Consider the following 25,883-nt stretch of genomic DNA (forward strand, 5'->3'; position numbering starts at 1 on the left):
GCGGTCTCAGCCGAGCCCGCCCGCCCTGACGAGTCCCGTCTCGTAGGCGAGGACGACCACCTGGACCCGGTCCCGCAGTCCCAGCTTGGTGAGGATGCGCCCGACGTGGGTCTTCACGGTGGCCTCGGAGAGGACGAGACGGGCCGCGATCTCCCCGTTGGACAGACCCTGGGCGACGAGGATCATGACCTCGCGCTCGCGGTCGGTGAGTCGTTCCAGGCCCTTGTGCTGCGGCTCCTTGCCCGCGTTGGGCAGCAGCGGGGCGAACCGGTCGAGCAGACGCCGGGTGGTGGACGGCGCGACCACCGCGTCGCCGCTGTGCACGGAACGGATGGCGGCGAGCAGCTCACCCGGGGGCACGTCCTTGAGCATGAAGCCGGAGGCGCCCGCCTTCAGCCCGGAGAACGCGTACTCGTCCAGGTCGAAGGTGGTCAGGATCAGCACCTTCGGCGGGTTCGGGTCCGAGCAGATGCGGCGGGTGGTCTCCACACCGTCGAGCTTCGGCATGCGGACGTCCATCAGGACCACGTCGACCTCGCCGGCGCGCAGCACCTGGAGGGCCTCGACGCCGTCTCCCGCCTCCGCCACGACCTCCATGTCCGGCTGGGCGGCGAGCACCATCCGGAAGCCGGTGCGCAGCAGCACCTGGTCGTCGACGAGCATCACGCGGATCGCCATCGGGGGCCTTTCACTTCGTCGGGCCGGTCGTCAGGTCAGGACCGGGTGCCTACAGGCTGGCCGGCCGCGAGGACCGGTGGTGTACAGGTGTCAGTGGGCCGCTTTGAGCGGCAGCAGGGCGCTGATACGGAACCCCCCGCCGGGCCGGGGACCGGCGTCCAGGGTGCCGCCGACCATGCCGACGCGCTCCCGCATGCCGATCAGGCCGTGCCCCTGTCCGTCGGCGCCGCCCTCCTCGTACAGCTCGTGCGGAGCGCCCTTGCCGTCGTCCTCGACGAGCAGGCCGAGGCCGTCGTCGAAGTAGACCAGACGGACGCTGGCGCCCGCGTTCGGGCCTCCGTGCTTGCGGGTGTTGGTCAGGGCCTCCTGCACGATGCGGTACGCCGTGAGCTCCACACCGCTGGGCAGGGGGCGCGGGGTGCCCTCCACCTTGAAGTCGACGGGCAGGCCCGAGGTGCGGCACTGCGCGATGAGGTCGTCGAGCTGCTCGACGTCGGGCTGCGGCACGTACTCGCCGCCCTCCTGGTGTTCGCCGGTGCGCAGGACGCCGAGCAGCCGGCGCATCTCGGCGAGGGCCTGCCTGCCGGTCCCCGAGATGGTCTCCAGCGCCTTCCTGGCCTGGTCCGGTGCGGTGTCCATGACGTACGCGGCGCCGTCGGCCTGCACCACCATCACCGAGACGTTGTGCGCGACGACGTCGTGCAGCTCGCGTGCGATCCGGGCGCGCTCGGCGGCGACCGCGACCTTGGCCTGCGCCTCGCGCTCCTTCTCCAGGCGGGCGGCACGCTCCTCCAGCTGCGCGAGGTAGGCGCGGCGGGTGCGGATGGAGTCGCCGAGCACCCAGGCGAGCGCGAACGGAACGGTCTGGAAGATCGCTATGAAGACGCCGCCGGGCCCGCTGGTCTCGTGCGCGGGCCAGCGGAGCTGCGCGATCGTGCCCGCGCACAGGCCGCCGATCAGCGCGAGCCGCGAGGCCCAGCGGGCGCCGTTCGCGGCGACCGTGTAGATGATCACCAGCATCGCGAAGTCCGCGGGCGCCGACGGCACGTCGAGGACCAGCTGTGCGAGGCCCGCCAGGACGGCCAGGACCAGCATCTTCTCCGGCATGCGGCGGCGCAGCGCGAGGACGGCGCTCAGCGCGAAGGCGATCGGGAGCGCCACGGCGGTCGACGACGGTCCCTCCGCGGCGCCGTTGACATTGCTGATGCTCACCCAGGAGATCCCGAGGAGGGCGACGGCCCAGAAGGTGTCGACCCATGTCGGGTACCTGCGGAGAAGGTCATAGAGGCGCTGCACGTAACCCAGAGTAGGGAGGCGCGCGGTGTGCCCGGGTCAACCGGAGGACCGATCCGGGACCGCCCCTCGTACTCCCCAAGGTGGATGCCTCCGCCGCGGGACGCTCAGGGGGCGCCTTTCGGACGGCCCCGGGACCGCCGCCCGCTCAGCGGGGAACCGGCCCCGGCGGGTGGCCACTAGCCTGGCCCCGTGGAACGTGCGGCGGCGGGTGCGTGGCGGGGATGGCGTGAGGCGACGGAGGAGGCGCTGTACGGCCCCTCGGGCTTCTATCGCCGGCCCGAAGGGCCTGCCGGGCACTTCCGGACCTCCGTGCACGCCTCCCCGCTGTTCGCGGGCGCCGTGGCACGGCTTATGTGCCGCCTCGACGCGGCGCTCGGCCACCCGGACCCGCTGGCCTTCGTGGACATGGCGGCGGGCCGCGGCGAGCTGGTGACCGGCGTCCTGGCCGCCCTCCCCGCCGATGTGGCCGCCCGCACACGCGCGTACGCGGTCGAGCGGGCGGACCGGCCGGCCGGCCTCGACCCCCGGATCTCATGGCTCGGCGAACCGCCGGTGGGGGTCACCGGGCTGCTGTTCGCCAACGAGTGGCTGGACAACGTCCCCGTGGACGTCGCCGAGGCGGGCCCGGACGGTGTGCCGCGGCTGGTCCTCGTCCGCGACGACGGCACCGAACGGCTCGGGGACCCGGTCACCGGGGAGGACGCCCGCTGGCTGCGAACCTGGTGGTGGCCCGCTCCCGACGCCGGACCCGCGCCGAAAGCGGACCCGGACACCGCACCGGGAACAGGGCCGGGCCGGCCCTTGGACCCCGATCCGGGACGGCGCCCGGACCCCGCCCCGGCAGGACACCTGAACCCCGTGCCCGCTCCAACGCCCGAAGGTTCCGGGCGCCCCGCGCCGGAAAGCCGACCCGTCCCCGCCCCGGGGGCAGATCCGGGCCCCGAGCGCGTACAAGGAGCACCCCGCCCGCCAGGGGCGGACACGGCTTCCGGGGCGCTCCTCGCGCCCATGGAGGGCGCGCGGGCCGAGATCGGGCTCCCCCGGGACCTCGCCTGGGCCTCCGCCGTGTCCGCGCTCGACCGGGGCCTCGCCGTCGCCGTCGACTACGCCCACCGCGCCGGCGGGCGTCCGCCCTTCGGCACCCTCACCGGTTTCCGGGAGGGCCGCGAAACGACCCCGGTGCCGGACGGCTCGTGCGACATCACCGCGCATGTGGCGCTCGACGCGTGCGCGCTGCACGGAGGGCACGTGCTGACGCAGCGCGCGGCACTGCGCGCGCTGGGCGTGAGCGGCGCCCGCCCCCCGCTCTCGCTCGCCTCTTCGGACCCGGCCGCCTATGTGCGCGCCCTGGCGGGCGCCGGACAGGCGGCCGAGCTGACCGCTCCGGGCGGACTCGGCGACTTCGGCTGGCTGCTCCAGCCGGTCGCCTTCCCGGGCCTCGAAGGCCTACTTGTCGATGTCCCCGACCACGAAGAACAGTGACCCGAGGATCGCCACCATGTCGGAGACCAGGGTCCCGGGCAGCAGTTCGGTGAGCGCCTGGATGTTGTTGAACGACGCGGAGCGCAGCTTCAGCCGGTACGGGGTCTTCTCGCCCTTGCTGACGAGGTAGTAGCCGTTGATGCCGAGCGGGTTCTCGGTCCATGCGTACGTGTGTCCCTCGGGCGCCTTCAGGACCTTCGGCAGACGCTGGTTGACCGGGCCCGGCGGCAGTTCGGCCAGCCGGTCGAGACAGGCGTCCGCGAGGTCCAGGGCGTTGTGGGTCTGCTCAAGGAGGCATTCGAAGCGTGCCAGGCAGTCGCCCTCCTCGCGCGTGACGACCCTCAGGGTGTCCTGGAGCTCCCCGTAGGCGAGGTAGGGCTCGTCGCGGCGCAGGTCGAAGTCGACGCCGGAGGCCCGCGCGATGGGGCCGCTCACGCCGTACGCGTGCACCGCCCCGGGAGTGAGGACGCCCACACCGCGCGTCCGCCCGCGGAAGATCTCGTTGCCGAGCACCAGGTCGTCGTACACGCCCATCCGCGAGCGCAGGGCGGCGACGCAGGCACGCGCGCGCGTGGCCCATCCCGCCGGGAGGTCCTCCTTGAGGCCGCCGACGCGGTTGAACATGTAGTGCATGCGCCCGCCGGAGATCTCCTCCATGACGTGCTGGAGCTCCTCGCGCTCCGTGAAGGCGTAGAAGATCGGCGTGATCCCGCCCAGCTCCAGGGGGTAGGAGCCGAGGAACATCAGGTGGTTGAGGACCCGGTTGAGCTCCGCGAGCAGCGTGCGCATCCACACCGCGCGCGCGGGGACCTCCATGCCGAGCATCCGCTCCACTGCCAGGACGACGCCCAGCTCGTTCGAGAAGGCCGACAGCCAGTCGTGGCGGTTGGCGAGCATGATGATCTGCCGGTAGTCACGCGCCTCGAAGAGCTTCTCGGCGCCGCGGTGCATGTAGCCGATCACCGGCTCGGCGTGCTGGATCCGCTCACCGTCGAGGACGAGCCGCAGCCGCAGCACGCCATGGGTCGAGGGGTGCTGGGGGCCGATGTTGAGCACCATGTCGGTGCTCTCGGCGGCTCCGCCGACACCGACCACGGTCTCCGTCATGGGAGTCATGGCCACAGTCTCTCGTACGTACGCTTGCTCCATGGAGACGGGGAGCGCACGGACCGGGAAGAGCGCGCCGGGGGAGCCGGTCTGGACCGGACTGCCTCCGGGGCTGCTGCACATGCGACGACTGCTGCTGGTGGTGTGGCTGGGACTCCTGACGATCGCCGTCGGGGTGCTCCTCGCCCTGCTCGCCGGTCGGGGCTGGGCGGCCTTCGCCCTGCTGCCGCTCGCGCTCGCCGCGTGGGGCTGGCGCATGCTGGGGCGCAACTGGCGTTCCTGGCGGTACGCGGAACGCGCGGACGACCTGCTGATCAGCCGCGGGGTGCTGTGGCGTGAGGAGACCGTGGTGCCGTACGGGCGCATGCAGCTGGTCGAGGTGACCTCCGGGCCGCTGGAACGTCACTTCGGACTCGCCGGTGTGCAGCTCCACACGGCCGCCGCGGCCACCGACGCGCGCATCCCCGGTCTCGAACCGGCCGAGGCCGAGCGGTTGCGGGACCGGCTGACCGAACTGGGCGAGGCACGATCGGCGGGCCTGTGAGCACGGCCTCCCCGGACTCCCCGGGACACCCGTCCGGGCACCCGGCCGCCGCCTCGCCCGGCCTCCCCGACGCGACGGCCGGACCGGACGACGAGGGTTCCCCACAGGACCACCGTTCCCTACGGGACCACGGTTTCGTACGGGACCACGGTTTCGTACGGGAGGAAGTCCCGTTGTCCGAGCGGCGGTTGCACCCGGTGACCCCATTCCGGCGCGCCTGGGCCCCGGTCGCGGTGCTCGCCGGCTGGGCCGTCCACGATCCGGGCCAGGCGCAGCAGCAGCTCACCCGGCTCACGACGACCGCGCTGCTCGTCGGACTCGCCGTGATCGTCCCGGGCGCCGCCCTGTACGGCTTCCTGAGCTGGTGGTTCACCCACTTCGCGGTGACCGACACCGAACTGCGCATCCGTACGGGCCTGTTGTTCCGCCGCACCGCGCACATCCGGCTCGAACGGCTCCAGGCCGTCGACATCACCCAGCCGCTGCTCGCCCGGGTCGCGGGTGTCGCCAAGCTCAAGCTCGACGTCGTCGGAACGGACAAGAAGGACGAACTGGCCTATCTGGGCGAGGGCGAGGCCCGACGACTGCGTGCCGAACTCCTGGCCCGGGCGGCCGGGTTCGCACCCGAGTCCGCCCGCGAGGTCGGCGAGGCGCCGGTGCGGCGGCTGCTGCACGTGCCGCCCGGCGTCCTCGCCGTCTCCCTGCTGCTCACCGGCGCCACCTGGGCCTCCCTGGTCGCCGCGCTCGTCGTCCCCACGCTGCTGTGGTTCGCCACGCACAGTGCCTGGACGGTCCTCGCGACCGGGCTGCCCCTGCTCGGCGCCGCGGGCGCGAGCAGCGTCGGGCGGTTCGTCGGCGAGTACGACTGGACGGTGGGCGAGTCGCCCGACGGCCTGCGCATCGATCACGGGCTCCTGGACCGGACGCACGAGACGGTGCCGCCCGGACGCGTGCAGACCGTCCGCATCGTCGAACCCCTGCTGTGGCGCGGCAGATGGGTGCGCGTCGAGCTGGACGTAGCCGGGTCGTCGAACTCGGTCCTCGTGCCCGTCGCCCCGCACGAGGTCGCCTACGCCGTGATCGCCGCGGTGCTGCCCGGGGTGACCGTTCCCACGTCGCTGGACCGCCCGCCGCGGCGGGCCGGCTGGTGCGTGCCGTTCTGGTGGCACGGGTACGGACTCGCCGTCACCGACACCGTGTTCGCCGCGCGCCGGGGACTCCTGCGACGCCGCCTCTCCCTCGTCCCGCACGCCAAGGCGCAGAGCGTCCGGCTGACGCAGGGGCCCTGGGAGCGCTTCAAGGGGCTCGCCGACGTCCACGTCGACGCCGGTGCGGGCAAGACGGTGACGGCGCGGCTGCGGGACGCCACGGAGGCGGCGGAGCTGCTCCAGGCACAGGCGGACCGCTCCCGCACGGGACGGCGTGAGGCCCCGCCGGACCGGTGGATGGCCTGAGCCACGCCGGGGCGGGAAGCCGAGGCGGGAAGCAGGACCGGGGAGCCGCGGCGGGAAGCCGGACCGGGAAGCCGGACCGGGAAGCCGGACCGGGAAGCCGGAGCGGGAAGGGCGCCGGGCGCACGAGTCCGCTCCGGGCAGGGGCTGTGACGCGGGTTCTCGGCGCGGACAGCGAACGACCGAGGGCAGTGGCGTGATGCCACTGCCCTCGGTTCGTCGTGCGCGCCCGGCGGGCGTACGGCTCAGGAAGCCGCGCTGCGCAGCCCGGTCATGTCGATGTGCTCGGTCTCGTCGTGCGCGGTGAGGTCGATGACCTGGCGGTCGGCGCCCTCAGGGGTCTCCCCCACGGGCTCGGACCCGGCCTCGGACTCGGCCTGGTGCGCCGCGAGCGCCTCCTGACCGACCACGTCGGCGAGGTCCTCGTTCTGCACGGCCTCCATCGCGGCGGCGTCCGCCTCCTCCTTCTGCGTACCGAAGAAGTCGAAGCCGCCCTCGACCGAGGGACGCCGCACCGGCGCGGTCTGCGGGACGACGGCCACCGCGGTCGGCACGGTGAAGTGCCCGGAGCGCTGGGCGGGCCTGGCGGGCGGGAGCGCCGCCCGCGTCGGCGACGCCGTCACGGCCCTGCGGGACGTCTCGGGCGCGGCGGGTGCCGACGGTTCGGCCTCGGCGGCCGCGCGCTGGTGCTCGCGGGCCGCCTCGGGCTTCCCCTGCGCCCCACCCGCCTCCGTGACGGAGTCCGCGGACGGACCCGTCTCGGCGGCCGGAGCGCCCTTCGGGGCGGCCTCGCCCTGCGCGGCCGCGTCCCGCTCGGCCATCAGGTCTTTCCTCGCGACCAGGTCCTTCGTGGCCGCCGAGCCCTTCTGCATCGCCGCGCGCCTCTTGGCCGCGTCCCGCTTGACGGCCGCGTCCAGCGCGGAACCGGCGGGCGCGGGCACGTCGTTCAGGGACCTGGCGGTCGCGTCGGCGTCGGGGGCGGTGTCGGCGGGGGCCGACTCCGGCAGCGCGAGGGCGACGGACGTCGAGGACACCGCGGTCCGGGTGCCCTGCGTCTGCCGGGCATCGACCGCCGTACGGCCCGGTGCCGCCCCGCCCCGCAGGAAGAGCGACGACCCGGTCGGGGAGAAGCCCTCCGCGGACTCCTCGGTCCCGGCCTCCGCCTTCGCGTCCTCGCCGTCCCGTGCGTCCGGGGCGACGGGGTCGTCGTCGGGTGCGATGAAGGCCTCGATGGCGTCCGTACCGCTTCCGGACACGGACGGCGCGCGGCCGGAACTCCCGGGCTCCGTCGGCCCCTCGGAGGCCGAGGAACGCTCATGCCCCTCGGGTGCCTCCGACGCGCCCGGTCCCCCGGGCGTCTCGTCCGCTTCGGCCGTCTCGACCGCTTCAGGCGTCTCGTCCGCTTCGGTGGCCTCGTCCGGCTCGGGCGTCTCCGGCGAGTCCGCCGCCGCGGCGAGGTCCGCGGAACCCGGCGTGTCGTGCGCGTCCGGCGTGTCGTGCGCGTCGGACACGGCGAGCGAGTCCGTCGCGTCGGAATCCTGCGTCTCCGTGTCGTCCGGAGCCGTCCGCGCGGCCGGCAGGGCGCGGGCCGGTACCGAAGCCTCTATGGCGAGCTGCCGGCGCCCCTCGAGGGCGGTGGCCCGCTCCGTCTCGGCCGTGGCGTAGCGCCGCAGCAGCGCCGCGTGCTCGTTGCGCAGGCCGGCCAGTTCGGTGCGCTTGGCGCGCAGCTTCTGCTCCAGCTTGCCGCGCAGTTCGCGCGACTCCTCGAGATCCGTCTCCAGTTCGGCGACGCGCTCCTCATGACGCCACTCGTCGCTCGCCCGCGCGCGCGTGAGATCGGCGACGCGTTTACCCGCCGCGGAGTCCCATTGGCGCAGGACGACCGCGCTGACGACCGCCGTCGCCGCGGCACCCGCGGCCAGGACACGGAGCGCGAACGCGTCCGTGAACAGCCAGGGTCCTATGGCGCAGACGAGCGACACGCCGGCGATCGCCGAAGAAGGCAGCACCCTGTGCAAGGGCGGGGAATGGCGGTGGCGTCCACGTGGCATGGCCAGAAACTTACCGCGCGTAGGCGAATCTTGGTGCCCCGCGCGGTAAAAACCCAGTCTCCCCGGAGGCTTTGTCCTGTACCAGCCGCCCACAGGACACACCGCTTGTCCCACTAAGCCCGCCACGCCCCCCGATCGCACCGGCTCCGCGATCAATTCGACCGGCTCCGAACGTTATCCGAATCGTCATCGACGCGGCTCCGGCATTCCTCGGCGGGACGCCATTATCCCGGCGCCGGACGACCCTCGATCGGCGGGCCGGACGACCCTCAATTCGTCCGGCCCGCACCGCCCCGCGCCACAGCGCACGGCGCGACGCGGCAGGGCAGGGCGCCGCGCGACACGGCACGGCATCGCGCGACACGGCAGGCGTCAGCGGTCGCTCAGGCGTCCGCTGATCCACTGGAGCGCCGCCGGGATCTCCCGCCGCCAGGTGTTGAAGTTGTGGCCGCCGCTGTCGAGGATGATCGACGAGATCCTGGTGAGCCTCTTCGATTTCACCAGGTCTATGAAGTCCAGCGTCGCCCTGTAGTTGGATTCGCCCAACCTGCTGCTCGTGACGAGGAGCGAGGTGTCCGGCGCGGGCTTGTTCCGCAGGTACCAGCGGAGGTCGGCACTGTCGCGCAGGGCCTTGTGGCCGCGGAAGAGATTGCCCGTCGTGCGGTCGATCGGCGCCTTGTAGTAGGGCGACAGTCCGGCACCCGCCGCGTACGCCCCGGGATGATGGACTGCGAGTTTCAGCGCGCAGTACCCGCCCGTCGAGTCACCGATGACGCCCCAGCTCCGGGGACTCGGGCCCACCCGGTAGTGGGCCGACACGGCCTCGGGGAGGTCCTTGGCGAAGAAGGACTCGGTCCGCGGACCGCCGGGGATGTCCACGCACTCGGTGTCCCGCGGCGGAGCGACGGTCGGACGCAGCATCACCAGGATCATCGGCTGGCTCCGGCCGCTCTTGACCAAACGATTCTCCGTCTGCGGGAAGTGCAGCGCGTTGATGAGCGCCTTGGCCGTCCCGGGATAGCCGGTCAGCACGGTGACGGCGGGGAACGTACGGGTGCGGTAGCGCGGCTGGAAGTACTCCGGCGGCAGGTACACGTACGCCGGTGTGGCGATCCGGGACGTACGGCCGACGATGTCGATCTTCTGGATCTGACCGCCCGTCTGCGGCCTGGCGCCGCCCGAGACGGCCACCGGCTCGGTGTCCACGACCTGGAGGGGGCCGCCGCCCGGACCGGCGGCGCCGTTGTGGTCGACGACCACACCCTCGCCCTTCTCGCGGCCGAGGAGGTCCGCCCAGCTGGCGTAGAACCCGAAGGCCTGGTTGGCGCACAGCCCGACCGAGGCGAACAGCATCACCTGAGTGACCAGCAGCAGCCCGACCCGCCCGCCGACGGACGCCCAGGTACGCCTGGCGAGCCGCGGCCACCACCACACCGTGCCGATGAAAAGCAGCACGGCGAGCAGGACCACCAATGCCAGCACCTTGTTGCTCGTGAGACCCATGGGCTGCTCCGCCTGCGCTTTCCGTCCGGGTCCGTCCCGCACATTGGCGAGTCCTTGCCCTGGACTTTCCTTGTCCTTTGAACCGGATTTCCGGCGGGGAATGAACCTGAGTCCCCAAGACACCGTCCTAGAGGGCGCAATGTCGCCGGATGCCGGAATGGCACCGGATTCAAGGTCTCTCGCAGAACCACGGGATGCGATGTCTGTCAGGATAGATGGGGAATTGTCGGGTGGGGTTCCAGGCCGAGCAGCCCGGACGCGGCGCCTTCTGCGCGGTCCGAGCCCGGAGGCCGTCCCCGCCCTGGTCGCCAGGGCCTGCACGCTCGTAGGTCTCCTGGACATCGCGGCGGGAGTCTTCCCGCGCTTCCGTCACAGCCGTATGCACGCCCTGGCCGAGGTGCTGCCCGGAGCGTTCGGGCCCTTCGCCGCGGCGCTGTCCCTCAGCGCCGGCGTGCTCCTGCTGCTGCTCGCCCACGGACTGCGGCGCCGCAAGCGCCGGGCCTGGCGCGCCGCGGTGCTGCTGCTGCCCGCCGGAGCCGTCGCGCAGTTCGCGTACCGCCACTCGGTGATCGGCGTCGTCCTCTCGGCCGCGCTGCTCGCACCGCTGCTGCGCCACCGGAACGAGTTCGCCGCGCTGCCCGATCCGCGCAGCCGCTGGCGCGCGCTCGCCAACTTCGTCCTCATGGGCGCCGGTTCCCTCGTGCTCGGACTCGTCATCGTCAGCGTCCACGAGGACCGCATGATCGGCGACCCGAGTCTGGCCGACCGCATCAGCCACGTCCTGTACGGCCTGGTCGGCTTCGAGGGCCCCGTCGACTACGCCGGACCCACGTCCTGGACCGTCGCCTTCTCCCTCGGCGCGCTCGGCTGGCTGACCGCCGTCACCACCATCTATCTGGCCTTCCGGCCCGAACACCCCGCCGCACGCCTCACGGAGGACGACGAGGCCCAGCTGCGCGTCCTCCTGGACAAGCACGGTGCCCGCGACTCCCTCGGGCACTTCGCGCTCCGCCGCGACAAGGCGGTCGTCTTCTCCCCCAGCGGCAAGGCGGCGGTCACCTACCGGGTCGTCTCCGGGGTGATGCTCGCCAGCGGTGACCCCATCGGCGACGTGGAGGCCTGGCCCGGCGCGATCGAGCGCTTCATGGACGAGGCCAGGGCGCACTCCTGGACCCCCGCCGTGATGGGCTGCTCCGAGACGGGCGGCGAGGTGTGGACCCGCGAGACCGGCCTCGACGCCCTCGAACTCGGCGACGAGGCGGTGGTGGACGTCCCGGATTTCTCCCTCTCAGGGCGCGCGATGCGAAACGTGCGCCAGATGGTCAAGCGCATCGAGCGCGCCGGCTACGAGACCCGGGTGCGGCGCATCCGTGATCTGGGGGAAGGCGAGCTGGAACGGATACGGCACGCGGCGGAGGACTGGCGCGGCACCGACACCGAGCGTGGTTTCTCCATGGCGCTCGGCCGTATCGGTGACCCGTCCGACGGCGACTGTCTGATCGCCACGGCGCACAAGGCCGACGACCCGCCCGGTCCTTACGGCGACCTGAAGGCCGTCCTGCACTTCGTCCCGTGGGGCCCGGACGGCGTGTCGCTCGACCTCATGCGCCGCGACCGCGCGGCCGACCCCGGCATGAACGAACTCCTCATCGTGGCCGCGCTCCAGGCGTCACCACGCCTCGGCATCGAGCGGATCTCGCTCAACTTCGCGATGTTCCGCTCGGCGCTCGCACGCGGCGAGAAGATCGGCGCGGGGCCCGTGCTGCGCGCCTGGCGCGGCCTGCTCGTGTTCCTGTCCCGGTGGTTCCAGATCGAGTCGCTGTACAAGTTCAACGCCAAGTTCCGCCCGCGCTGGGAACCGCGCTTCGTGGTCTACGCCACCTCCCGCGACCTCCCCCGCATCGGCTTCGCCGCCATGCAGGCCGAGGGCTTCGTGAACCTCGCCCTGCCCCGGATCCTGCGCCGCCGCGCACCGGCCCCGCGCCCGTGCACCCACGCGACGACGGAACGGGGCGTCAGGGCGGCCTAGGTCGTGTCCGCAAAGTCTCGTCTGCCCGGCCTCCGGGCGGACGACGCGACTTTGCGGACACGACCTAGGCTGGACGTATGAGTATTGAGCGCGGGCGCGGCCGAGTCGCGGGACTGCCGACGTGGGACCGCTGCGCGGTCATGGGGGTCGTGAACGTCACCCCCGATTCCTTCTCCGACGGCGGCCGCTGGTTCGACACGACGGCCGCGGTCAAGCACGGCCTCGGCCTGGTCGCCGAGGGCGCCGACCTCGTGGACGTGGGCGGCGAGTCCACCCGCCCCGGAGCGACCCGGGTCGACGAGGCCGAGGAGCTCAAGCGGGTCATCCCCGTGGTCCGCGGTCTCGCCTCCGAGGGCGTCACCGTCTCCGTGGACACCATGCGCGCCTCCGTCGCCGAACAGTCCCTCGCCGCCGGCGCCGCCCTCGTCAACGACGTCAGCGGCGGCCTCGCCGACCCCGCGATGATCCCGGCCGTGGCGGCCGCGGGCGCCCCCTTCGTGGTCATGCACTGGCGCGGCTTCCTGGCCGGCGGGAACGTCCGGGGCACGTACGAGAACGTGGTCGCCGAAGTCCTCGACGAACTCCACGCGCGCGTGGAGGCCGTGCTGGCGGGCGGGATCGCCCCCGACCGCATCGTCGTCGACCCCGGCCTCGGCTTCTCCAAGGACCCCGAGCACGACCTGGCCCTCCTGGCCCGCCTGGACCGCCTCCACGACCTCGGCCACCCCCTGCTGGTCGCCGCCTCCCGCAAACGCTTCCTCGGCCGCGTCCTGGCCGGCCCCGAGGGCGCCCCGCCGCCCGCGCGCGAGCGGGACGCCGCCACCGCCGCCGTCTCGGCCATAGCCGCCCAGCAGGGCGCCTGGGCGGTCCGTGTGCACGAGGTACGGGCCACCGCCGACGCCGTACGGGTCGCCCGCGCCGTCGAGGGCGCCAGGACCGGCACGGGCACGAACACAGACACGAGCACGGGCAAGGCCAAGGGCCAGGGCACCGGCACCGCCGACGACACGGCCGCAGAGGGAGCCCGGTGAGCACACCGCGTACCGACGTCGAACAGGTCGAACGCGCCAACACGGCGTACTACGAGGCGATGGAACGGGGTGACTTCGAGGAGCTGTCCTCGCTGTGGCTGATCCCGCCCGACACCTCGGGCGACGACCTCGGGAGCGAGGACGGGGACGCGGCCGTCTCCTGCGTCCACCCGGGCTGGCCCGTCCTCAACGGCCGCGGCGAGGTGCTCCGCTCGTACGCGCTGATCATGGCCAACACGGAGTACATCCAGTTCTTCCTCACCGACGTGCGCGTCTCCGTGGCCGCCGACACGGCCCTGGTGACCTGCACCGAGAACATCCTCAGCGGCGGTCCCGCCCCCGACGACAGCGACGAGCTCGGCCCCCTCCTCGGCCAGCTGGTCGTCGCCACGAACGTGTTCCGCCGCACCGCCGACGGCTGGAAGCTCTGGTCCCACCACGCCTCCCCCGTGCTGGCCGAGTCCGGCGAGGAGGAGGACGAGGACACCGCCGGCTGAGTGGGTGTGGGGCGCCCGGGAGCCGAAAGGCGATTGGAACCGCCACTCCGGGGTAGGGGCGGCGCTACCGGCCCGTGAGCCGCCGCGTTCCCCAGGGGAAACGCCCGGTGAAGCCTCGTGGCCTTCACCGGTCGTCCGCGCCCGTGGGCGAGCGTTGTCGGTGCCCGCAGGTAGATTCGTTCGAGGCCCGTGTGCCGGCCGCATGCGGCACAGGACGGCCTTCACCGACAAGTTCAGGAGTGATTCGCGTGGATCGTGTCGCGCTGCGCGGCCTCAAGGCTCGCGGGCACCACGGCGTCTTCCAGAAGGAACGCGAGGAGGGCCAGACCTTCATCGTGGACCTGACGCTGGGCCTGGACACCCGGCCGGCCGCGGCCGACGACGACCTGGCGAAGACCGTGCACTACGGCATCGTGGCGGAAGAGGTCGTCGCCGTCGTCGAGGGCGAGCCGGTCGACCTCATCGAGACGCTCGCCGAGCGCATCGCCCAGACGTGTCTCAAGCACGACGGGGTCCAGGAGGTCGAGGTCTGCGTCCACAAACCGGACGCGCCCATCACGGTCCCCTTCGACGACGTGACCGTCACGATCATCCGGAGCCGAGTATGACCACATCCTTCACCGAGGGCCAGAGCGACCCGACCGTCCAGCCGGTGCCCGCCTCCGTGGTCGAGCGGGTCGACGCCGCCGACACCACGCTGAGCAACCCCCGGCGCGCGGTGGTCTCCCTCGGTTCGAACCTGGGCAACCGCCTGGAGAACCTCCAGGGAGCCGTCGACGCCCTGGAGGACACCCCGGGCGTCCGGGTCAAGGCCGTCTCCCCCGTCTACGAGACCGAGCCCTGGGGCGTCGAACCCGGCAGCCAGCCCTCGTACTTCAACGCGGTCGTGGTGCTCAGGACCACCCTCCCGCCGTCCTCCCTGCTGGAGCGGGCCCACGCGGTCGAGGAGGCCTTCCACCGTGTACGGGACGAACGCTGGGGCCCGCGCACGATCGACGTCGACATCGTCGCGTACGCCGGCGTCCTCTCGGACGACCCGGTGCTGACCCTCCCTCACCCGCGCGCCCACGAGCGGGCCTTCGTCCTCGCCCCCTGGCACGACGTGGACCCCGAGGCACAGCTGCCCGGCCACGGCGCCGTCGCCCGCCTTCTCGACGGCATCACCCGGGACGGTGTCGCGGCCCGCGCCGACCTGGAACTCCGGCTGCCCGAGTAGTCGTTAAGGTCAGGACGAACGCGCCGGCCCGACACGGGCCCGGCCGCACGCGGGCTACCGAAGGGGCAACGTGAAACAGCTGCGGATCAGGACACTGGCTGCCGTGTTCGTGGTGGCCGGAGTGCTGTCCTGGGCGGGCGCCCGCCTGTGGAACGCGGTGGGCACGCTGCCCCGGGTCCCCCTGGCCGCGCCCATCGTCCTCGCCGTGATCGCGATCGTCCTCCTTGCGACGGCCCTGTCGCTGCGGGCCCGTCTCAAGGCCCAGCGCGAACGCCGCCCCGGCGCCAAGGGCGTCGATCCGCTGATGGCCGCCCGCGCGGTCGTCTTCGGCCAGGCGAGCGCCCTGGTCGCCGCCCTGGTGGCGGGCATGTACGGCGGCACCGGCGTGTTCCTCCTGGAATCCCTGGAGGTCCCCGCCCGCCGCGACCAGGCCATCTACGCCGGCTTCTCCGTCCTCGCCGGAATCGCCGTGATAGCGGCCGCCTTCTTCCTGGAACGCGTCTGCAAACTCCCGGAGGACGACGACGAACACCACGGCGGGACGGCCCCGGTGGCATGACCCGGCACCGGGGCACCGCGTCCCCGTGAGTGGCGTCGGTGTTGTCCTGACCGGTCAAATGGACGGCCGGACGGACCGGTCGGACGGACGGACCGGTCGGACCGGTCCGGGTGAGGCCGTGGGGCCTAGCGCGCCATGATGAGGCTCATCGCCTCGTTGCGGGTGGCCGCGTCCCTCAGCTGTCCGCGCACCGCCGAGGTGATGGTCTTGGCGCCGGGCTTGCGGATACCGCGCATGGACATGCACATGTGCTCGCACTCGATGACCACGATGACACCGCGCGGCTCCAGGATCTCCATCAGCGAGTCGGCGATCTGGGTCGTCAGCCGCTCCTGCACCTGGGGACGCCGGGCGTAGACGTCGACGAGCCGGGCCAGCTTGGACAGGCCGGTGATCTTGCCGCTGGTGGACGGGATGTAGCCGACGTGCGCGACGCCCCTGAACGGGACCAGATGATGTTCACAGGTGCTGAACACTTCGATGTCCTTCACGAGGACCATCTCGTCGTGGCCCAGGTCGAACGTCGTCGTCAGCACGTCCTCCGGCCGCTGGAGCAGACCCGCGAATATCTCCTTGTACGCCCTCGCGACACGTGCCGGGGTCTCTCGTAGGCCCTCGCGGTCCGGGTCCTCGCCGACCGCGATCAGGAGCTCTCGTACGGCGTTCTCGGCGCGCTTCTCGTCGAACTCGCCGATCGCGGCCTCGCCGTCCAGCGTCACGGGGTCGGTCATCTGGTCCTCGTTCCTGTGGATCCTGCGCGTGCCTCGACGCGTCCAAAAGGTGCGGGCACACGAAAATGCCGCGCCCCCCAGGCTAGAACCTGGGGGGCGCGGCATCCATTCCGGGCCTGGTGAGGCCGCCCGGAGCCGAGCGGACTCAGCTGTCGGTGCGGTCCTCGGGGGCCGTCTCCGTGGCCGGGACGGACTCCGTCGCGGTGGCGATCGAAGCCGTCGATCCGTTCGCCCCGTTCGTCAGTGACAGCTCCTTGGGGGAGAGCACCGGCGGGCGGGTCGACGGGGTGCGGCGGGAGGAGCCGGTCCACGCGGGGCGGGCCGGGCGCTTCACGATCGGAGCGAAGACCTCGGCGATCTGCTCCTTGCTCAGCGTCTCCTTCTCCAGCAGCTGGAGCACGAGCGCGTCCAGAACGTCGCGGTTCTCGACCAGGATCTCCCAGGCCTCGTTGTGCGCGTTCTCGATGAGCTTCTTGACCTCTTCGTCGACGAGCGCGGCGACCTCTTCCGAGTAGTCGCGCGGGTGCGACATCTCCCGGCCCAGGAAGGGCTCGGTGTTGTCGCCGCCGAACTTGATCGCGCCGAGACGCTCGGTCATGCCGTACTGCGTGACCATCGCGCGAGCGGTGGCCGTGGCCTTCTCGATGTCGTTCGCGGCGCCGGTGGTCGGGTCGTGGAAGACGAGCTCCTCGGCCGCGCGGCCGCCCAGCATGTACGCGAGCTGGTCCAGCATCTCGTTGCGCGTGGTGGAGTACTTGTCCTCGTCCGGCAGGACCATCGTGTAGCCGAGGGCACGGCCACGCGACAGGATCGTGATCTTGTGGACCGGGTCGGAGTTGGGGGAAGCCGCCGCGACCAGGGCGTGTCCGCCTTCGTGGTACGCGGTGATCTTTTTCTCCTTGTCCGACATGATCCGGGTCCGCTTCTGCGGGCCCGCGACCACACGGTCGATCGCCTCGTCCAGCATGCTGTTGTCGATCAGCTTCTGGTTGCTGCGCGCGGTGAGCAGCGCCGCTTCGTTCAGCACGTTCGCCAGGTCGGCACCGGTGAAGCCGGGGGTCCGGCGTGACACCGCGGACAGGTCCACGTCCGGAGCGACCGGCTTGCCCTTCTGGTGAACCTTGAGGATCTCCAGACGGCCCTGCATGTCCGGGCGGTCGACCGCGATCTGGCGGTCGAAGCGGCCGGGGCGCAGGAGTGCCGGGTCGAGGATGTCGGGCCGGTTCGTGGCGGCGATCAGGATGACGCCGCCCTTCACGTCGAAGCCGTCCATCTCGACGAGCAGCTGGTTGAGGGTCTGCTCGCGCTCGTCGTGACCGCCGCCGAGGCCGGCGCCGCGATGGCGGCCGACCGCGTCGATCTCGTCGACGAAGACGATCGCCGGAGCGTTCGCCTTGGCCTGCTCGAACAGGTCACGGACCCGGGAGGCACCGACACCGACGAACATCTCGACGAAGTCGGAACCGGAGATCGAGTAGAAGGGAACGCCGGCCTCGCCCGCGACGGCGCGCGCGAGGAGCGTCTTGCCCGTACCGGGAGGCCCGTAGAGCAGGACTCCCTTGGGAATCTTCGCCCCGACCGCCTGGAACTTCGCCGGCTCCTGGAGGAACTCCTTGATCTCCTGGAGCTCCTCGACCGCCTCGTCCGAGCCCGCGACATCCGCGAACGTCGTCTTCGGGGTGTCCTTGGTGATGAGCTTCGCCTTGGACTTCCCGAAGTTCATGACCCGGGAGCCGCCGCCCTGCATCTGATTCATCAGGAACAGGAAAACGACGACGATGAGGACGAAGGGGAGCAGGGAGAGCAGGATCCCGACGAAGGCGTTCTGCTTGGTCGGCGAGACCGTGTAGCCGTCGGGGATCTGCTTGTTCTGGTACTTGTCCTGGAGCGTGTTGGCCAGGGCCACGCCCTGGTCGCCGATGTAGCTCGCCTGGATCTTCGAGCTGCCGTCAACCTTCTCGCCGTCCTTCAGCGAGGCCTTGATGATCTGCTCGTCGCCAGTGGTGATCTTGGCTGACTGGACCTTGTTGTCATTGATCGCCTGGACGACCTGGCCGGTGTCCACCGTCTTGTAGCCGCCGGACGAACCGACGACCTGCATCAACACGACCACGGCAAGGACGGCCAGCACGATCCACATGACCGGCCCACGGAAGTATCGCTTCACGTCCATCCATACGGAGCGGTGCCGCCCCGTCCCTCCTGCCATAGTGAGTTTGATAAAGACTGTTCTTCGGACGGTACCCCAGCATTGTCACCCGAAGCCGCAGGGGACTGCTGTCAATCCCGTCCACGCATGCTCCAACGGCGCGAAACCCGCTGGGGTTCCCGATCGTCCTACAAGGACTGAGCTGCCCTCAGGAAGAGGGGGCTCAGCCGCCGTAGACGTGGGGCGCGAGCGTACCGACGAACGGGAGGTTGCGGTACTTCTCGGCATAGTCCAGGCCGTACCCGATGACGAACTCGTTCGGGATGTCGAAGCCGACCCACTCCACGTCGATCGCGACCTTGGCCGCGTCCGGCTTGCGCAGCAGCGTGCACACCTTGAGCGAGGCGGGCTCGCGGGAGCCGAGGTTGGAGATCAGCCAGGACAGGGTCAGCCCGGAGTCGATGATGTCCTCGACGATCAGGACGTGCTTGCCCTTGATGTCGGTGTCCAGGTCCTTGAGGATCCGCACCACGCCGGAGGACTGGGTGCCCGCGCCGTACGACGACACGGCCATCCAGTCCATGGTGACGGGGGTGGACAGCGCACGCGCGAGGTCCGCCATGACCATCACGGCACCCTTGAGCACGCCGACGATCAGCAGGTCCTTGCCCGCGTACTCCGCGTCGATCTTCGCGGCCAGCTCTGCCAGCTTCGCGTCGATCTCTTCCTTGGTGATGAGCACCGACTTGAGGTCGGTGCCCATGTCTTTCGCGTCCACCCGCATCACTTTCGGTCGTCCGTCCCACTTTTCTGGGCTCGTCACCTGTCAGGGCGCCGTGTAACCGGCGGTGGTCCCCTTCGGCTCACCCGCACGGCCGCTCGGACCGCCCGCGACCCGAGTGCAGGGGTCCCGGGGAGCCGCGTGAGCGGCCCCGGTGCAGGGTCCGGTTTCAGCCTTGCCGAATCACCAGTCTGCCACCCTGGCGCTGGGCGACGACTTTGCCCGGGAGATTGATGGCTCCCTGACCGCGCCATCCGGTGATCAACCGGTCGATCTCCTCGATGTGCCGGGCGAACAGCGAACCGGCCGGAGCGCCCGCCTCGATGGCCGCGCGGCGCAGGATCCGGCGGCGTACGGCGGGCGGCAGGGCGTAGAGCTTGGCGCACTCCAGGAGGCCGGCCGCGTCGCGTACGGAGGCCTCCGCCTGGCTCGCCCACGCGTCGAGCGCGTCGGCATCGTCCCGGGAGAGCTGGGCCGTACGGGCGAGAGCCTCGACGACTCCTTTGCCGAGAGCCTTCTCGAGGGCGGGCAGACCCTCGTGGCGGAGCCGGGAGCGGGTGTAGGCCGGATCGGCGTTGTGCGGGTCGTCCCAGACGGGCAGCGACTGGACCATGCACGCCTTGCGGGCGGTCTGCCGGTCCAGGTGCAGGAAGGGGCGTCGGTAACGGCCGTCGGCCCCCGAGACCGCGGCCATTCCGGACAGTGAGCGGATGCCGGAGCCGCGCGCGAGGCCGAGCAGGACGGTCTCGGCCTGGTCGTCGCGGGTGTGGCCGAGGAGGACCGCCGTGGCGCCGTGGCGCTCGGCCGCGGAGTCGAGAGCGGCGTACCGGGCGTCGCGGGCGGCGGCCTCGGGGCCTCCGTCGCGGCCGACGGTGACGGCGATCGACTCGGCCGGCGCGAGCCCGAGTTCACCGAGGCGCAGCACGACTTCGTCGGCGCGCAGCTCGGAGCCGGGCTGAAGACCGTGGTCGACGGTGATGCCGCCGGCGCGGATGCCGAGTTTCGGGGCTTCGAAGGCGAGGGCCGAGGCGAGCGCCATGGAGTCGGCGCCGCCGGAGCATGCGACGAGCACGAGCGGCGCCGGGGTGACGCCCTCGCCCGGCAGGGGCCGGGAGCTCGTGGAGGTCTGGTCGTGCGAGTGGCGCGCGGGCGCGGTGACGCTGCGCCGCGTTCCGGGGGCGGGGACGCGTTCCGCGTCGGGCGCGCAGGAGCGCGCGGCACCGCGTGCGGGCGCGCGCCGGGTGTCGTGGGTGGTCGGCTGTTCGGTCAGGATGTCGTGGAGTACGCGGCGGACCGCCAGGCGTATCGCCGCGACCGCAGGATGGGGACCCATGTCCGGTTCCCTTCATGAAGTTTTCGGGGGGTTGGCCCCGGGGGGTCTGTCACTCAGAGTGTGTAGATGGTGACAGAACCGGGGCGTTCCCCGAGCATTGCACGCCTACCCATGCTCCACGGTCCCTCGGACGGGTGATAGCAGAAGCGTTTGCCTGCCATCGGCCGGATTCGTTTCACGACCGTCCCGTAGGGTTCACGACTCCGCCTTGCGGTGCACCCGTGTGACCCAGTCCGCCGGTTTGGCGATCTCCGCCTTGGTCGGGAGCGTGTTGGGGGAGGTCCAGACACGGTTGAAGCCGTCCATGCCGACCTCGTCGACGACCGCCCGTACGAACTTCTCGCCGTCGCGGTACTGCCGGAGCTTGGCGTCCAGGCCGAGCAGCTTGCGCAGGGCCATGTCGAGACGGGAGGCGCCCTTGGCGCGGCGCTGCTGGAACTTCTCGCGGATCTCGGCGACGGAGGGGACCACGGCCGGGCCGACGCCGTCCATCACGAAGTCGGCGTGTCCCTCCAGGAGGGACATCACGGCGGTGAGCCGGCCGAGGATCTCGCGTTGGGCGGGTGTCTGCACGATTTCCACGAGGGAACGTCCGCCGTCGTCCTCCTCGGTGTCGGGACGCGAGCCGGCGAGCGACTGCGCGGCCTCCCTGACCCGCTCCAGGACGGTCATGGGGTCGACCTCCGTCTCCCCCAAGAACGACTGGATTTCGCCCTCCAGGTGGTCACGCAGCCAGGGCACGGCCGAGAACTGGGTGCGGTGCGTCTCCTCGTGGAGGCACACCCACAGGCGGAAGTCGTGGGGCTGGACGTCGAGTTCGCGCTCCACGTGGACGATGTTCGGGGCGACGAGCAGGAGTCTGCCGCCGCCGTTGCCGGAGGGGGTGGGCGCTCCCGCGGGCAGGTCGCGGGTCGCGGGAGCGAACGTCTCGTACTGCCCGAGGACCCTCGACGACAGGAACGACAGCAGCATGCCCAGTTCGACGCCGGTGACCTTGCCGCCGACGGCGCCGAGGACGGCTCCGCCCGGGGTGCTCCCGCGCCGTTCCTGCATCTTGTCCAGCAGGGGCTTGAGGATCTCCCGGAACCCGGCGACGTTGGCCCTGACCCAGCCGGGGCGGTCGACGACGAGGACGGGGGTGTCGTGGACGACGTCGCCACCCATGCGGGTGAAGCCCCGCACGTGTTCCTCCGAGGCCTTGGCGTGCCGGCGCAGCTCGGCGACGATCGCCCGTGCCTCGTCGCGGCTCACCTCGGGGCCCGGCCGTACGAGTCGGGTCGCGGTCGCCACCGCGAGATTCCAGTCGACCATCCCAGTAGATGCAGCACCACCGATGCTCGTCATGCGTCAACCGTACGTGAGCGGGTGCGGCTGCGGTTAGGGTCCGACACCGTCCGCGCGCCCGTACGGGGGCGACTGATGCCCGTGGTTCGCGCGGGCCGGGAGGGGCCGCGCTCCCGCGTCCGGCGGGCCGCCGCTACCGGCAGCCGCACGCCACCAGTGCCGTCGCCGTGTGGTCCAGGGCCGCCCGGGCCTCCAGGGGGTTCGGGGGGTTGGCGGGGTCGGAGGTCAGGAAGGCGAAGGCCAGCAGGCGGCCGTCCTTGTCGACGACGGTCCCGGCGAGGGTGTTGACCCCGGTCAGGGTGCCCGTCTTCGCGCGGACGACCCCGGTGGCGGTCGGGGCGTCGGTGTAGCGGGTGCTGAGGGTGCCGGTGAACCCGGCGACGGGCAGGCCGGTGAGGACCGCGCGGAGCTCGGGGTGGGCCGGGTCGCCGGCCTTGGTCAGCAGGGCGGTGAGCAGGTCGGCGGACACCTTGTCGGCGCGGTTCAGACCGCTGCCGTCCGCGAACCGGGCCCCGGTCAGCGGGAGTCCGAGCTTGTCCAGCTGGGCGCGGATCGCCTTGGCGTCGCCGTCGAAGCTGGGTTCCTCGCCGGCAGCGAGGGCGACCTGACGGGCCAGGGCCTCGGCGATGTCGTTGTCACTGTTGGTCAGCATCCGCTCGACCAGGGCGGACAGCGGCGGCGAGGAGACGGAGGCGAGGGCCTGGGAGCGGCTCGTCGCCTTGGAGGGGCCGGGTGCCGTGGCGGTGACGCCGTGCCGGTGGAGCAGGTCCGCGAACGTCCGTGCCGCGTCCGCCGCCGGGTCGGCGGCGCGCCCGGCCGGCCCGCTGGTCGAGTGGTCGAGGCGGCCCTCGTCGGCCATCAGGGGGGTGACCTTCGCGATGTTCTCGTTGACCCCGATGGGGTGAAGGTCGGGGCCGGAGTAGAGCGAGGTGTCGTAGGAGAGCGTCACGTGGTCCATGTGACGGGCCTTCAGGGCGGTGGCCGTCCGCTCGGCGAGCGTTCCCAGGTCGGCCCAGCCGTCCGCGGGCTTGCGCGCGGTCAGCGTCGGGTCACCGCCGCCGACGAGCACGACCTCCTCGGTGTCGGGCTCCAGGACCGTACGCGTCTGGATGCGGTGGTCGGGGCCCCGTGCGGCGAGGGCGGCGACGGCGGTGGCGATCTTCGTGGTGGAGGCCGGGGTCTGGACCTGGTCGGCGCCCTTGCCGTAGAGCCGCTCGCCGGTCGCCACGTCGACCACGACCGCGGTGCGCACCGAGCCGAGGACCGGGTTGGCCAGCAGCGGGTCGAGGACGTCCGCGAGGGCCTTTCCTGCGGGCGCGGGCTCGGCGCTCGCCGGTCCGCCGAGTCCGGTGAGCACGGAGTCGGCGCTGGGCGCGGGCCGGGGTGACGTTCGGCGCGTACCGGACGTACGTGCGTGATCTGTGCCACCCTCGGTCGTCCGCGATGCGGCCCAGTCCCGCTCGGCCGTACGCTGACCGGTGGAGTCCCAGGGGCCGGCCACGGCCACCGCCCCGGCCGAAAGTGCCAGGCCGACGGTGGCGGCGACGGCTGTGAGCTGCGGCGTCGTCCATCGCAGGGCACGCGGCTGCACGGCTCGGGTGATCCGCGCCACATGCGGTTTCACCGTCCGCGCGACCCGCACCACATGCGGTCTCGCGGCCCGCCAAGCCCTCAGCTCTGGCACGACCACCAGCCCCTTTCGCGATCACCCACCTGCGTGAGGGACACTTAATCACCAGAACTATGTGTTGATCATGGAGGAGCCACCGGTGGAGTTCGACGTCACGATCGAGATTCCGAAGGGTTCACGGAACAAGTACGAGGTGGACCACGAGACCGGTCGGATCCGTCTGGACCGTCGACTCTTCACCTCGACCAGCTACCCGGCCGACTACGGCTTCGTCGAGAACACCCTCGGCGAGGACGGCGACCCGCTGGACGCCCTGGTCATCCTGGACGAGCCGACCTTCCCGGGCTGCCTCATCCAGTGCCGCGCCATCGGCATGTTCCGTATGACGGACGAGGCCGGCGGCGACGACAAGCTGCTCTGCGTCCCGGCGCACGACCCGCGCGTGGAGCACCTGCGCGACATCCACCACGTCTCGGAGTTCGACCGCCTGGAGATCCAGCACTTCTTCGAGGTCTACAAGGACCTGGAGCCGGGCAAGTCCGTCGAGGGCGCAGACTGGGTCGGCCGCGCGGACGCCGAGGCCGAGATCGAGCGTTCGTACAAGCGCTTCAAGGACCAGGGCGGTCACTGACCTCCCCGCGGGCGGTCGTTGACCTCCGCTCCTTCCGAACGGGCCGCGCGATCCCCCTGGGGGTCACGCGGCCCGTTTGTGTGTCCGTACGCATACTGAGGCATACGGAAGGCAAGAAGGAGAACCACACAGACGGGAAAGGCGAGGCTGGAGTTGGTGGCGGACCCGGAAGCGGAAGACCGCAAGCCGCACTCGGACGAGGCGAGGAGTGCCTTCACCCCGCCCACGGGTGTGCCGGCGCCGGCCCCGGCGGCGGCCGACGACGAGTCGTCGACGACCTCGGAGTTCGCGCTCCCCCACGGGCTCGACGCACCGCAGCCCGCCGCGGAGCGGGAGGGCTCGGCGTTCAACACGCCGCGCACCTACAGCGCCCGCTCCGCGCCTCCCGCGTTCACCCCGGCGACCGGCGTCCCCCTGGTCAGTCTGACCAAGGAGGGACCGTGGCAGGACCGGATGCGCACGATGCTGCGCATGCCGGTGACCGAGCGCCCCGCGCCCGAACCGGTGCACAAGGAGGACGAGACGGGGCCCGCCGTCCCGCGCGTCCTGGACCTGACCCTGCGCATCGGCGAGCTGCTCCTCGCGGGCGGTGAGGGCGCCGAGGACGTGGAGACCGCGATGTTCGCCGTCTGCCGCTCCTACGGTCTCGACCGCTGCGAGCCGACCGTCACCTTCACCCTGCTGTCGATCTCGCACCAGCCGTCGCTGGTGGACGACCCGGTGACGGCGTCCCGGACCGTGCGCCGCCGGGGCACCGACTACACGCGCCTGGCGGCCGTCTACCACCTCGTGGACGATCTGAGCGACCCGGAGACCGTGATCCCCCTGGAGGAGGCCTACAGGCGGCTCGCGGAGATGCGGCGCAACCGGCATCCGTATCCCGGCTGGGTGCTGACGGCCTCCGGCGGGCTGCTGGCGGGCGCCGCCTCCGTGCTCGTCGGCGGTGACGCGATCGTGTTCGTCGCCGCCGCGCTCGGCGCGATGCTCGGCGACCGGCTCGCCTGGCTGTGCGCGGGACGCGGGCTGCCGGAGTTCTACCAGTTCACGGCCGCCGCGATGCCGCCCGCCGCGATAGGGGTGGCCCTCACGGTGGCGCACGTCGACGTGAAGGCGTCCGCGGTGATCACCGGTGGGCTCTTCGCGCTGCTGCCGGGACGGGCGCTGGTCGCGGGGGTGCAGGACGGGCTGACCGGCTTCTACATCACCGCGGCCGCGCGGCTGCTCGAAGTCATGTACTTCTTCGTGGGCATCGTCGTCGGCGTCCTGGTGGTGCTCTATTTCGGGGTGAAGCTGGGCGCGCAGCTCAACCCGGACGCGGCGCTGAACATCTCCGAGCGGCCGCTCCTCCAGATCGCCGCGTCGATGCTGCTGTCGCTCACCTTCGCGGTCCTGCTCCAGCAGGAACGTTCCACTGTTCTCGCCGTGACCCTCAACGGAGGCGTCGCCTGGTCGGTGTACGGGGCGATGCACTACGCGGGCGGGATATCGCCGGTGGCCTCCACGGCCGTCGCCGCGGGCCTGGTGGGCCTGTTCGGGCAGCTGCTCTCCCGCTACCGGTTCGCTTCCGCGCTGCCGTACACGACGGCCGCGATCGGGCCCCTGCTGCCCGGTTCGGCGACCTACTTCGGACTGCTGTCCATCGCCCAGAACAACGTCGACAAGGGCCTGGTGTCGCTCACCAAGGCCGCGGCCCTCGCCATGGCCATCGCGATCGGCGTGAACCTCGGTTCGGAGATCTCGCGGCTGTTCCTGCGCCTGCCGGGCGGCTCCGCCGGCGGGCGGCGGGCGGCCAAGCGGACCCGCGGGTTCTGAGGCCCGGCCCCGGCGGACCGGGCCCGGG

Annotated in this window: 22 protein-coding genes; 11 read left to right on the plus strand and 11 right to left on the minus strand. The window is 71.9% G+C overall.

The annotated features are described in order from the left end of the window. Positions 1-6: 6 nt before the first annotated feature. Both ACZ4AA_RS26600 and ACZ4AA_RS26605 read right to left on the minus strand, forming a co-directional pair. Entirely contained in the window at positions 7-678 is a 672-nt protein-coding gene (locus ACZ4AA_RS26600) for a response regulator transcription factor (protein ID WP_467607942.1), read from the minus strand. A gap of 90 nt (positions 679-768) precedes the next feature. Further along, positions 769-1,974 carry a sensor histidine kinase gene (locus ACZ4AA_RS26605; RefSeq protein WP_467607946.1) on the minus strand — a complete coding sequence of 402 codons (1,206 nt, stop codon included), beginning with the start codon at positions 1,972-1,974 and terminating at the stop codon, positions 769-771. A gap of 189 nt (positions 1,975-2,163) precedes the next feature. Here ACZ4AA_RS26605 and ACZ4AA_RS26610 point away from each other — a divergent pair, with 189 nt between their 5' ends. Beyond that, positions 2,164-3,456, plus strand: a complete 1,293-nt coding sequence (locus tag ACZ4AA_RS26610; RefSeq protein WP_467607950.1) for an SAM-dependent methyltransferase — start codon at positions 2,164-2,166, stop codon at positions 3,454-3,456. Here the strand turns inward: ACZ4AA_RS26610 and ACZ4AA_RS26615 are convergent. After that, on the minus strand, positions 3,421-4,572 hold the full coding sequence (locus ACZ4AA_RS26615) for an NADH-quinone oxidoreductase subunit D (RefSeq protein WP_467607953.1): 1,152 nt from the start codon (positions 4,570-4,572) through the stop codon (positions 3,421-3,423). The genes ACZ4AA_RS26610 and ACZ4AA_RS26615 overlap by 36 nt on opposite strands. 31 nt (positions 4,573-4,603) lie before the next feature. Here ACZ4AA_RS26615 and ACZ4AA_RS26620 point away from each other — a divergent pair, with 31 nt between their 5' ends. Continuing rightward, positions 4,604-5,107 carry a PH domain-containing protein gene (locus ACZ4AA_RS26620; RefSeq protein WP_467607956.1) on the plus strand — a complete coding sequence of 168 codons (504 nt, stop codon included), beginning with the start codon at positions 4,604-4,606 and terminating at the stop codon, positions 5,105-5,107. A gap of 173 nt (positions 5,108-5,280) precedes the next feature. After that, complete coding sequence (locus tag ACZ4AA_RS26625; RefSeq protein ID WP_467608303.1) at positions 5,281-6,561, plus strand: PH domain-containing protein; 1,281 nt, start codon at positions 5,281-5,283, stop codon at positions 6,559-6,561. A gap of 242 nt (positions 6,562-6,803) precedes the next feature. Here the strand turns inward: ACZ4AA_RS26625 and ACZ4AA_RS26630 are convergent, their stop codons facing one another. Both ACZ4AA_RS26630 and ACZ4AA_RS26635 read right to left on the minus strand, forming a co-directional pair. Next, positions 6,804-8,540, minus strand: coding sequence for a DNA polymerase III subunit gamma/tau domain-containing protein (locus ACZ4AA_RS26630; protein ID WP_467608306.1), 1,737 nt, complete (start codon positions 8,538-8,540; stop codon positions 6,804-6,806). Positions 8,541-8,981: 441 nt separating this feature from the next. Continuing rightward, entirely contained in the window at positions 8,982-10,112 is a 1,131-nt protein-coding gene (locus ACZ4AA_RS26635; RefSeq protein ID WP_467607959.1) for an alpha/beta hydrolase, read from the minus strand. A gap of 199 nt (positions 10,113-10,311) precedes the next feature. Here ACZ4AA_RS26635 and ACZ4AA_RS26640 point away from each other — a divergent pair, with 199 nt between their 5' ends. From ACZ4AA_RS26640 to ACZ4AA_RS26665, 6 genes are all read left to right on the plus strand, one after another. After that, positions 10,312-12,141, plus strand: a complete 1,830-nt coding sequence (locus tag ACZ4AA_RS26640; protein WP_467607962.1) for a phosphatidylglycerol lysyltransferase domain-containing protein — start codon at positions 10,312-10,314, stop codon at positions 12,139-12,141. 77 nt (positions 12,142-12,218) lie between these two features. Further along, positions 12,219-13,172 carry a dihydropteroate synthase gene (gene folP, locus ACZ4AA_RS26645; protein WP_467607965.1) on the plus strand — a complete coding sequence of 318 codons (954 nt, stop codon included), beginning with the start codon at positions 12,219-12,221 and terminating at the stop codon, positions 13,170-13,172. After that, on the plus strand, positions 13,169-13,669 hold the full coding sequence (locus tag ACZ4AA_RS26650) for a nuclear transport factor 2 family protein (protein WP_467607968.1): 501 nt from the start codon (positions 13,169-13,171) through the stop codon (positions 13,667-13,669). The genes folP and ACZ4AA_RS26650 overlap by 4 nt, the downstream gene beginning before the upstream one ends. 248 nt (positions 13,670-13,917) lie before the next feature. After that, positions 13,918-14,277, plus strand: coding sequence for a dihydroneopterin aldolase (gene folB / locus ACZ4AA_RS26655; protein ID WP_037625942.1), 360 nt, complete (start codon positions 13,918-13,920; stop codon positions 14,275-14,277). Next, entirely contained in the window at positions 14,274-14,885 is a 612-nt protein-coding gene (gene folK / locus ACZ4AA_RS26660; RefSeq protein WP_467607972.1) for a 2-amino-4-hydroxy-6-hydroxymethyldihydropteridine diphosphokinase, read from the plus strand. The genes folB and folK overlap by 4 nt, the downstream gene beginning before the upstream one ends. Positions 14,886-14,955: 70 nt before the next feature. Further along, positions 14,956-15,444: a DUF3180 domain-containing protein gene (locus ACZ4AA_RS26665; protein ID WP_467607975.1), complete on the plus strand. Its 489-nt coding sequence runs from the start codon at positions 14,956-14,958 to the stop codon at positions 15,442-15,444. 125 nt (positions 15,445-15,569) lie between these two features. On the opposite strand, the gene folE is transcribed toward ACZ4AA_RS26665, so the two are convergent. From folE to dacB, 6 genes are all read right to left on the minus strand, one after another. Beyond that, the gene (gene folE / locus ACZ4AA_RS26670) at positions 15,570-16,175 is read right to left on the minus strand and encodes a GTP cyclohydrolase I FolE (protein ID WP_467607978.1); all 606 of its coding nucleotides are present in this window, start codon (positions 16,173-16,175) and stop codon (positions 15,570-15,572) included. Positions 16,176-16,320: 145 nt separating this feature from the next. Next, positions 16,321-18,348, minus strand: coding sequence for an ATP-dependent zinc metalloprotease FtsH (gene ftsH, locus ACZ4AA_RS26675; RefSeq protein ID WP_467608310.1), 2,028 nt, complete (start codon positions 18,346-18,348; stop codon positions 16,321-16,323). A 199-nt stretch (positions 18,349-18,547) separates the two neighbouring features. Further along, on the minus strand, positions 18,548-19,108 hold the full coding sequence (hpt, locus tag ACZ4AA_RS26680) for a hypoxanthine phosphoribosyltransferase (protein WP_037625953.1): 561 nt from the start codon (positions 19,106-19,108) through the stop codon (positions 18,548-18,550). 166 nt (positions 19,109-19,274) lie between these two features. After that, positions 19,275-20,438 (minus strand): tRNA lysidine(34) synthetase TilS, encoded by a 1,164-nt coding sequence (gene tilS, locus ACZ4AA_RS26685; protein WP_467607981.1) that lies wholly within the window; start codon positions 20,436-20,438, stop codon positions 19,275-19,277. Between the two features lie 195 nt (positions 20,439-20,633). Next, a complete protein-coding gene (locus ACZ4AA_RS26690) occupies positions 20,634-21,782 on the minus strand; it encodes a zinc-dependent metalloprotease (RefSeq protein WP_467607983.1) in 1,149 nt (382 codons plus the stop codon). Positions 21,783-21,915: 133 nt separating this feature from the next. Further along, positions 21,916-23,472 carry a D-alanyl-D-alanine carboxypeptidase/D-alanyl-D-alanine endopeptidase gene (dacB, locus tag ACZ4AA_RS26695; protein ID WP_467607988.1) on the minus strand — a complete coding sequence of 519 codons (1,557 nt, stop codon included), beginning with the start codon at positions 23,470-23,472 and terminating at the stop codon, positions 21,916-21,918. A 79-nt stretch (positions 23,473-23,551) separates the two neighbouring features. Here dacB and ACZ4AA_RS26700 point away from each other — a divergent pair, with 79 nt between their 5' ends. Beyond that, the gene (locus ACZ4AA_RS26700; RefSeq protein ID WP_037625961.1) at positions 23,552-24,043 is read left to right on the plus strand and encodes an inorganic diphosphatase; all 492 of its coding nucleotides are present in this window, start codon (positions 23,552-23,554) and stop codon (positions 24,041-24,043) included. 156 nt (positions 24,044-24,199) lie between these two features. Beyond that, positions 24,200-25,855, plus strand: coding sequence for a threonine/serine exporter family protein (locus ACZ4AA_RS26705; RefSeq protein WP_467607991.1), 1,656 nt, complete (start codon positions 24,200-24,202; stop codon positions 25,853-25,855). Positions 25,856-25,883 lie beyond the last annotated feature (28 nt).

The sequence above is a fragment of the Streptomyces sp. NPDC024698 genome, assembly GCF_055559015.1.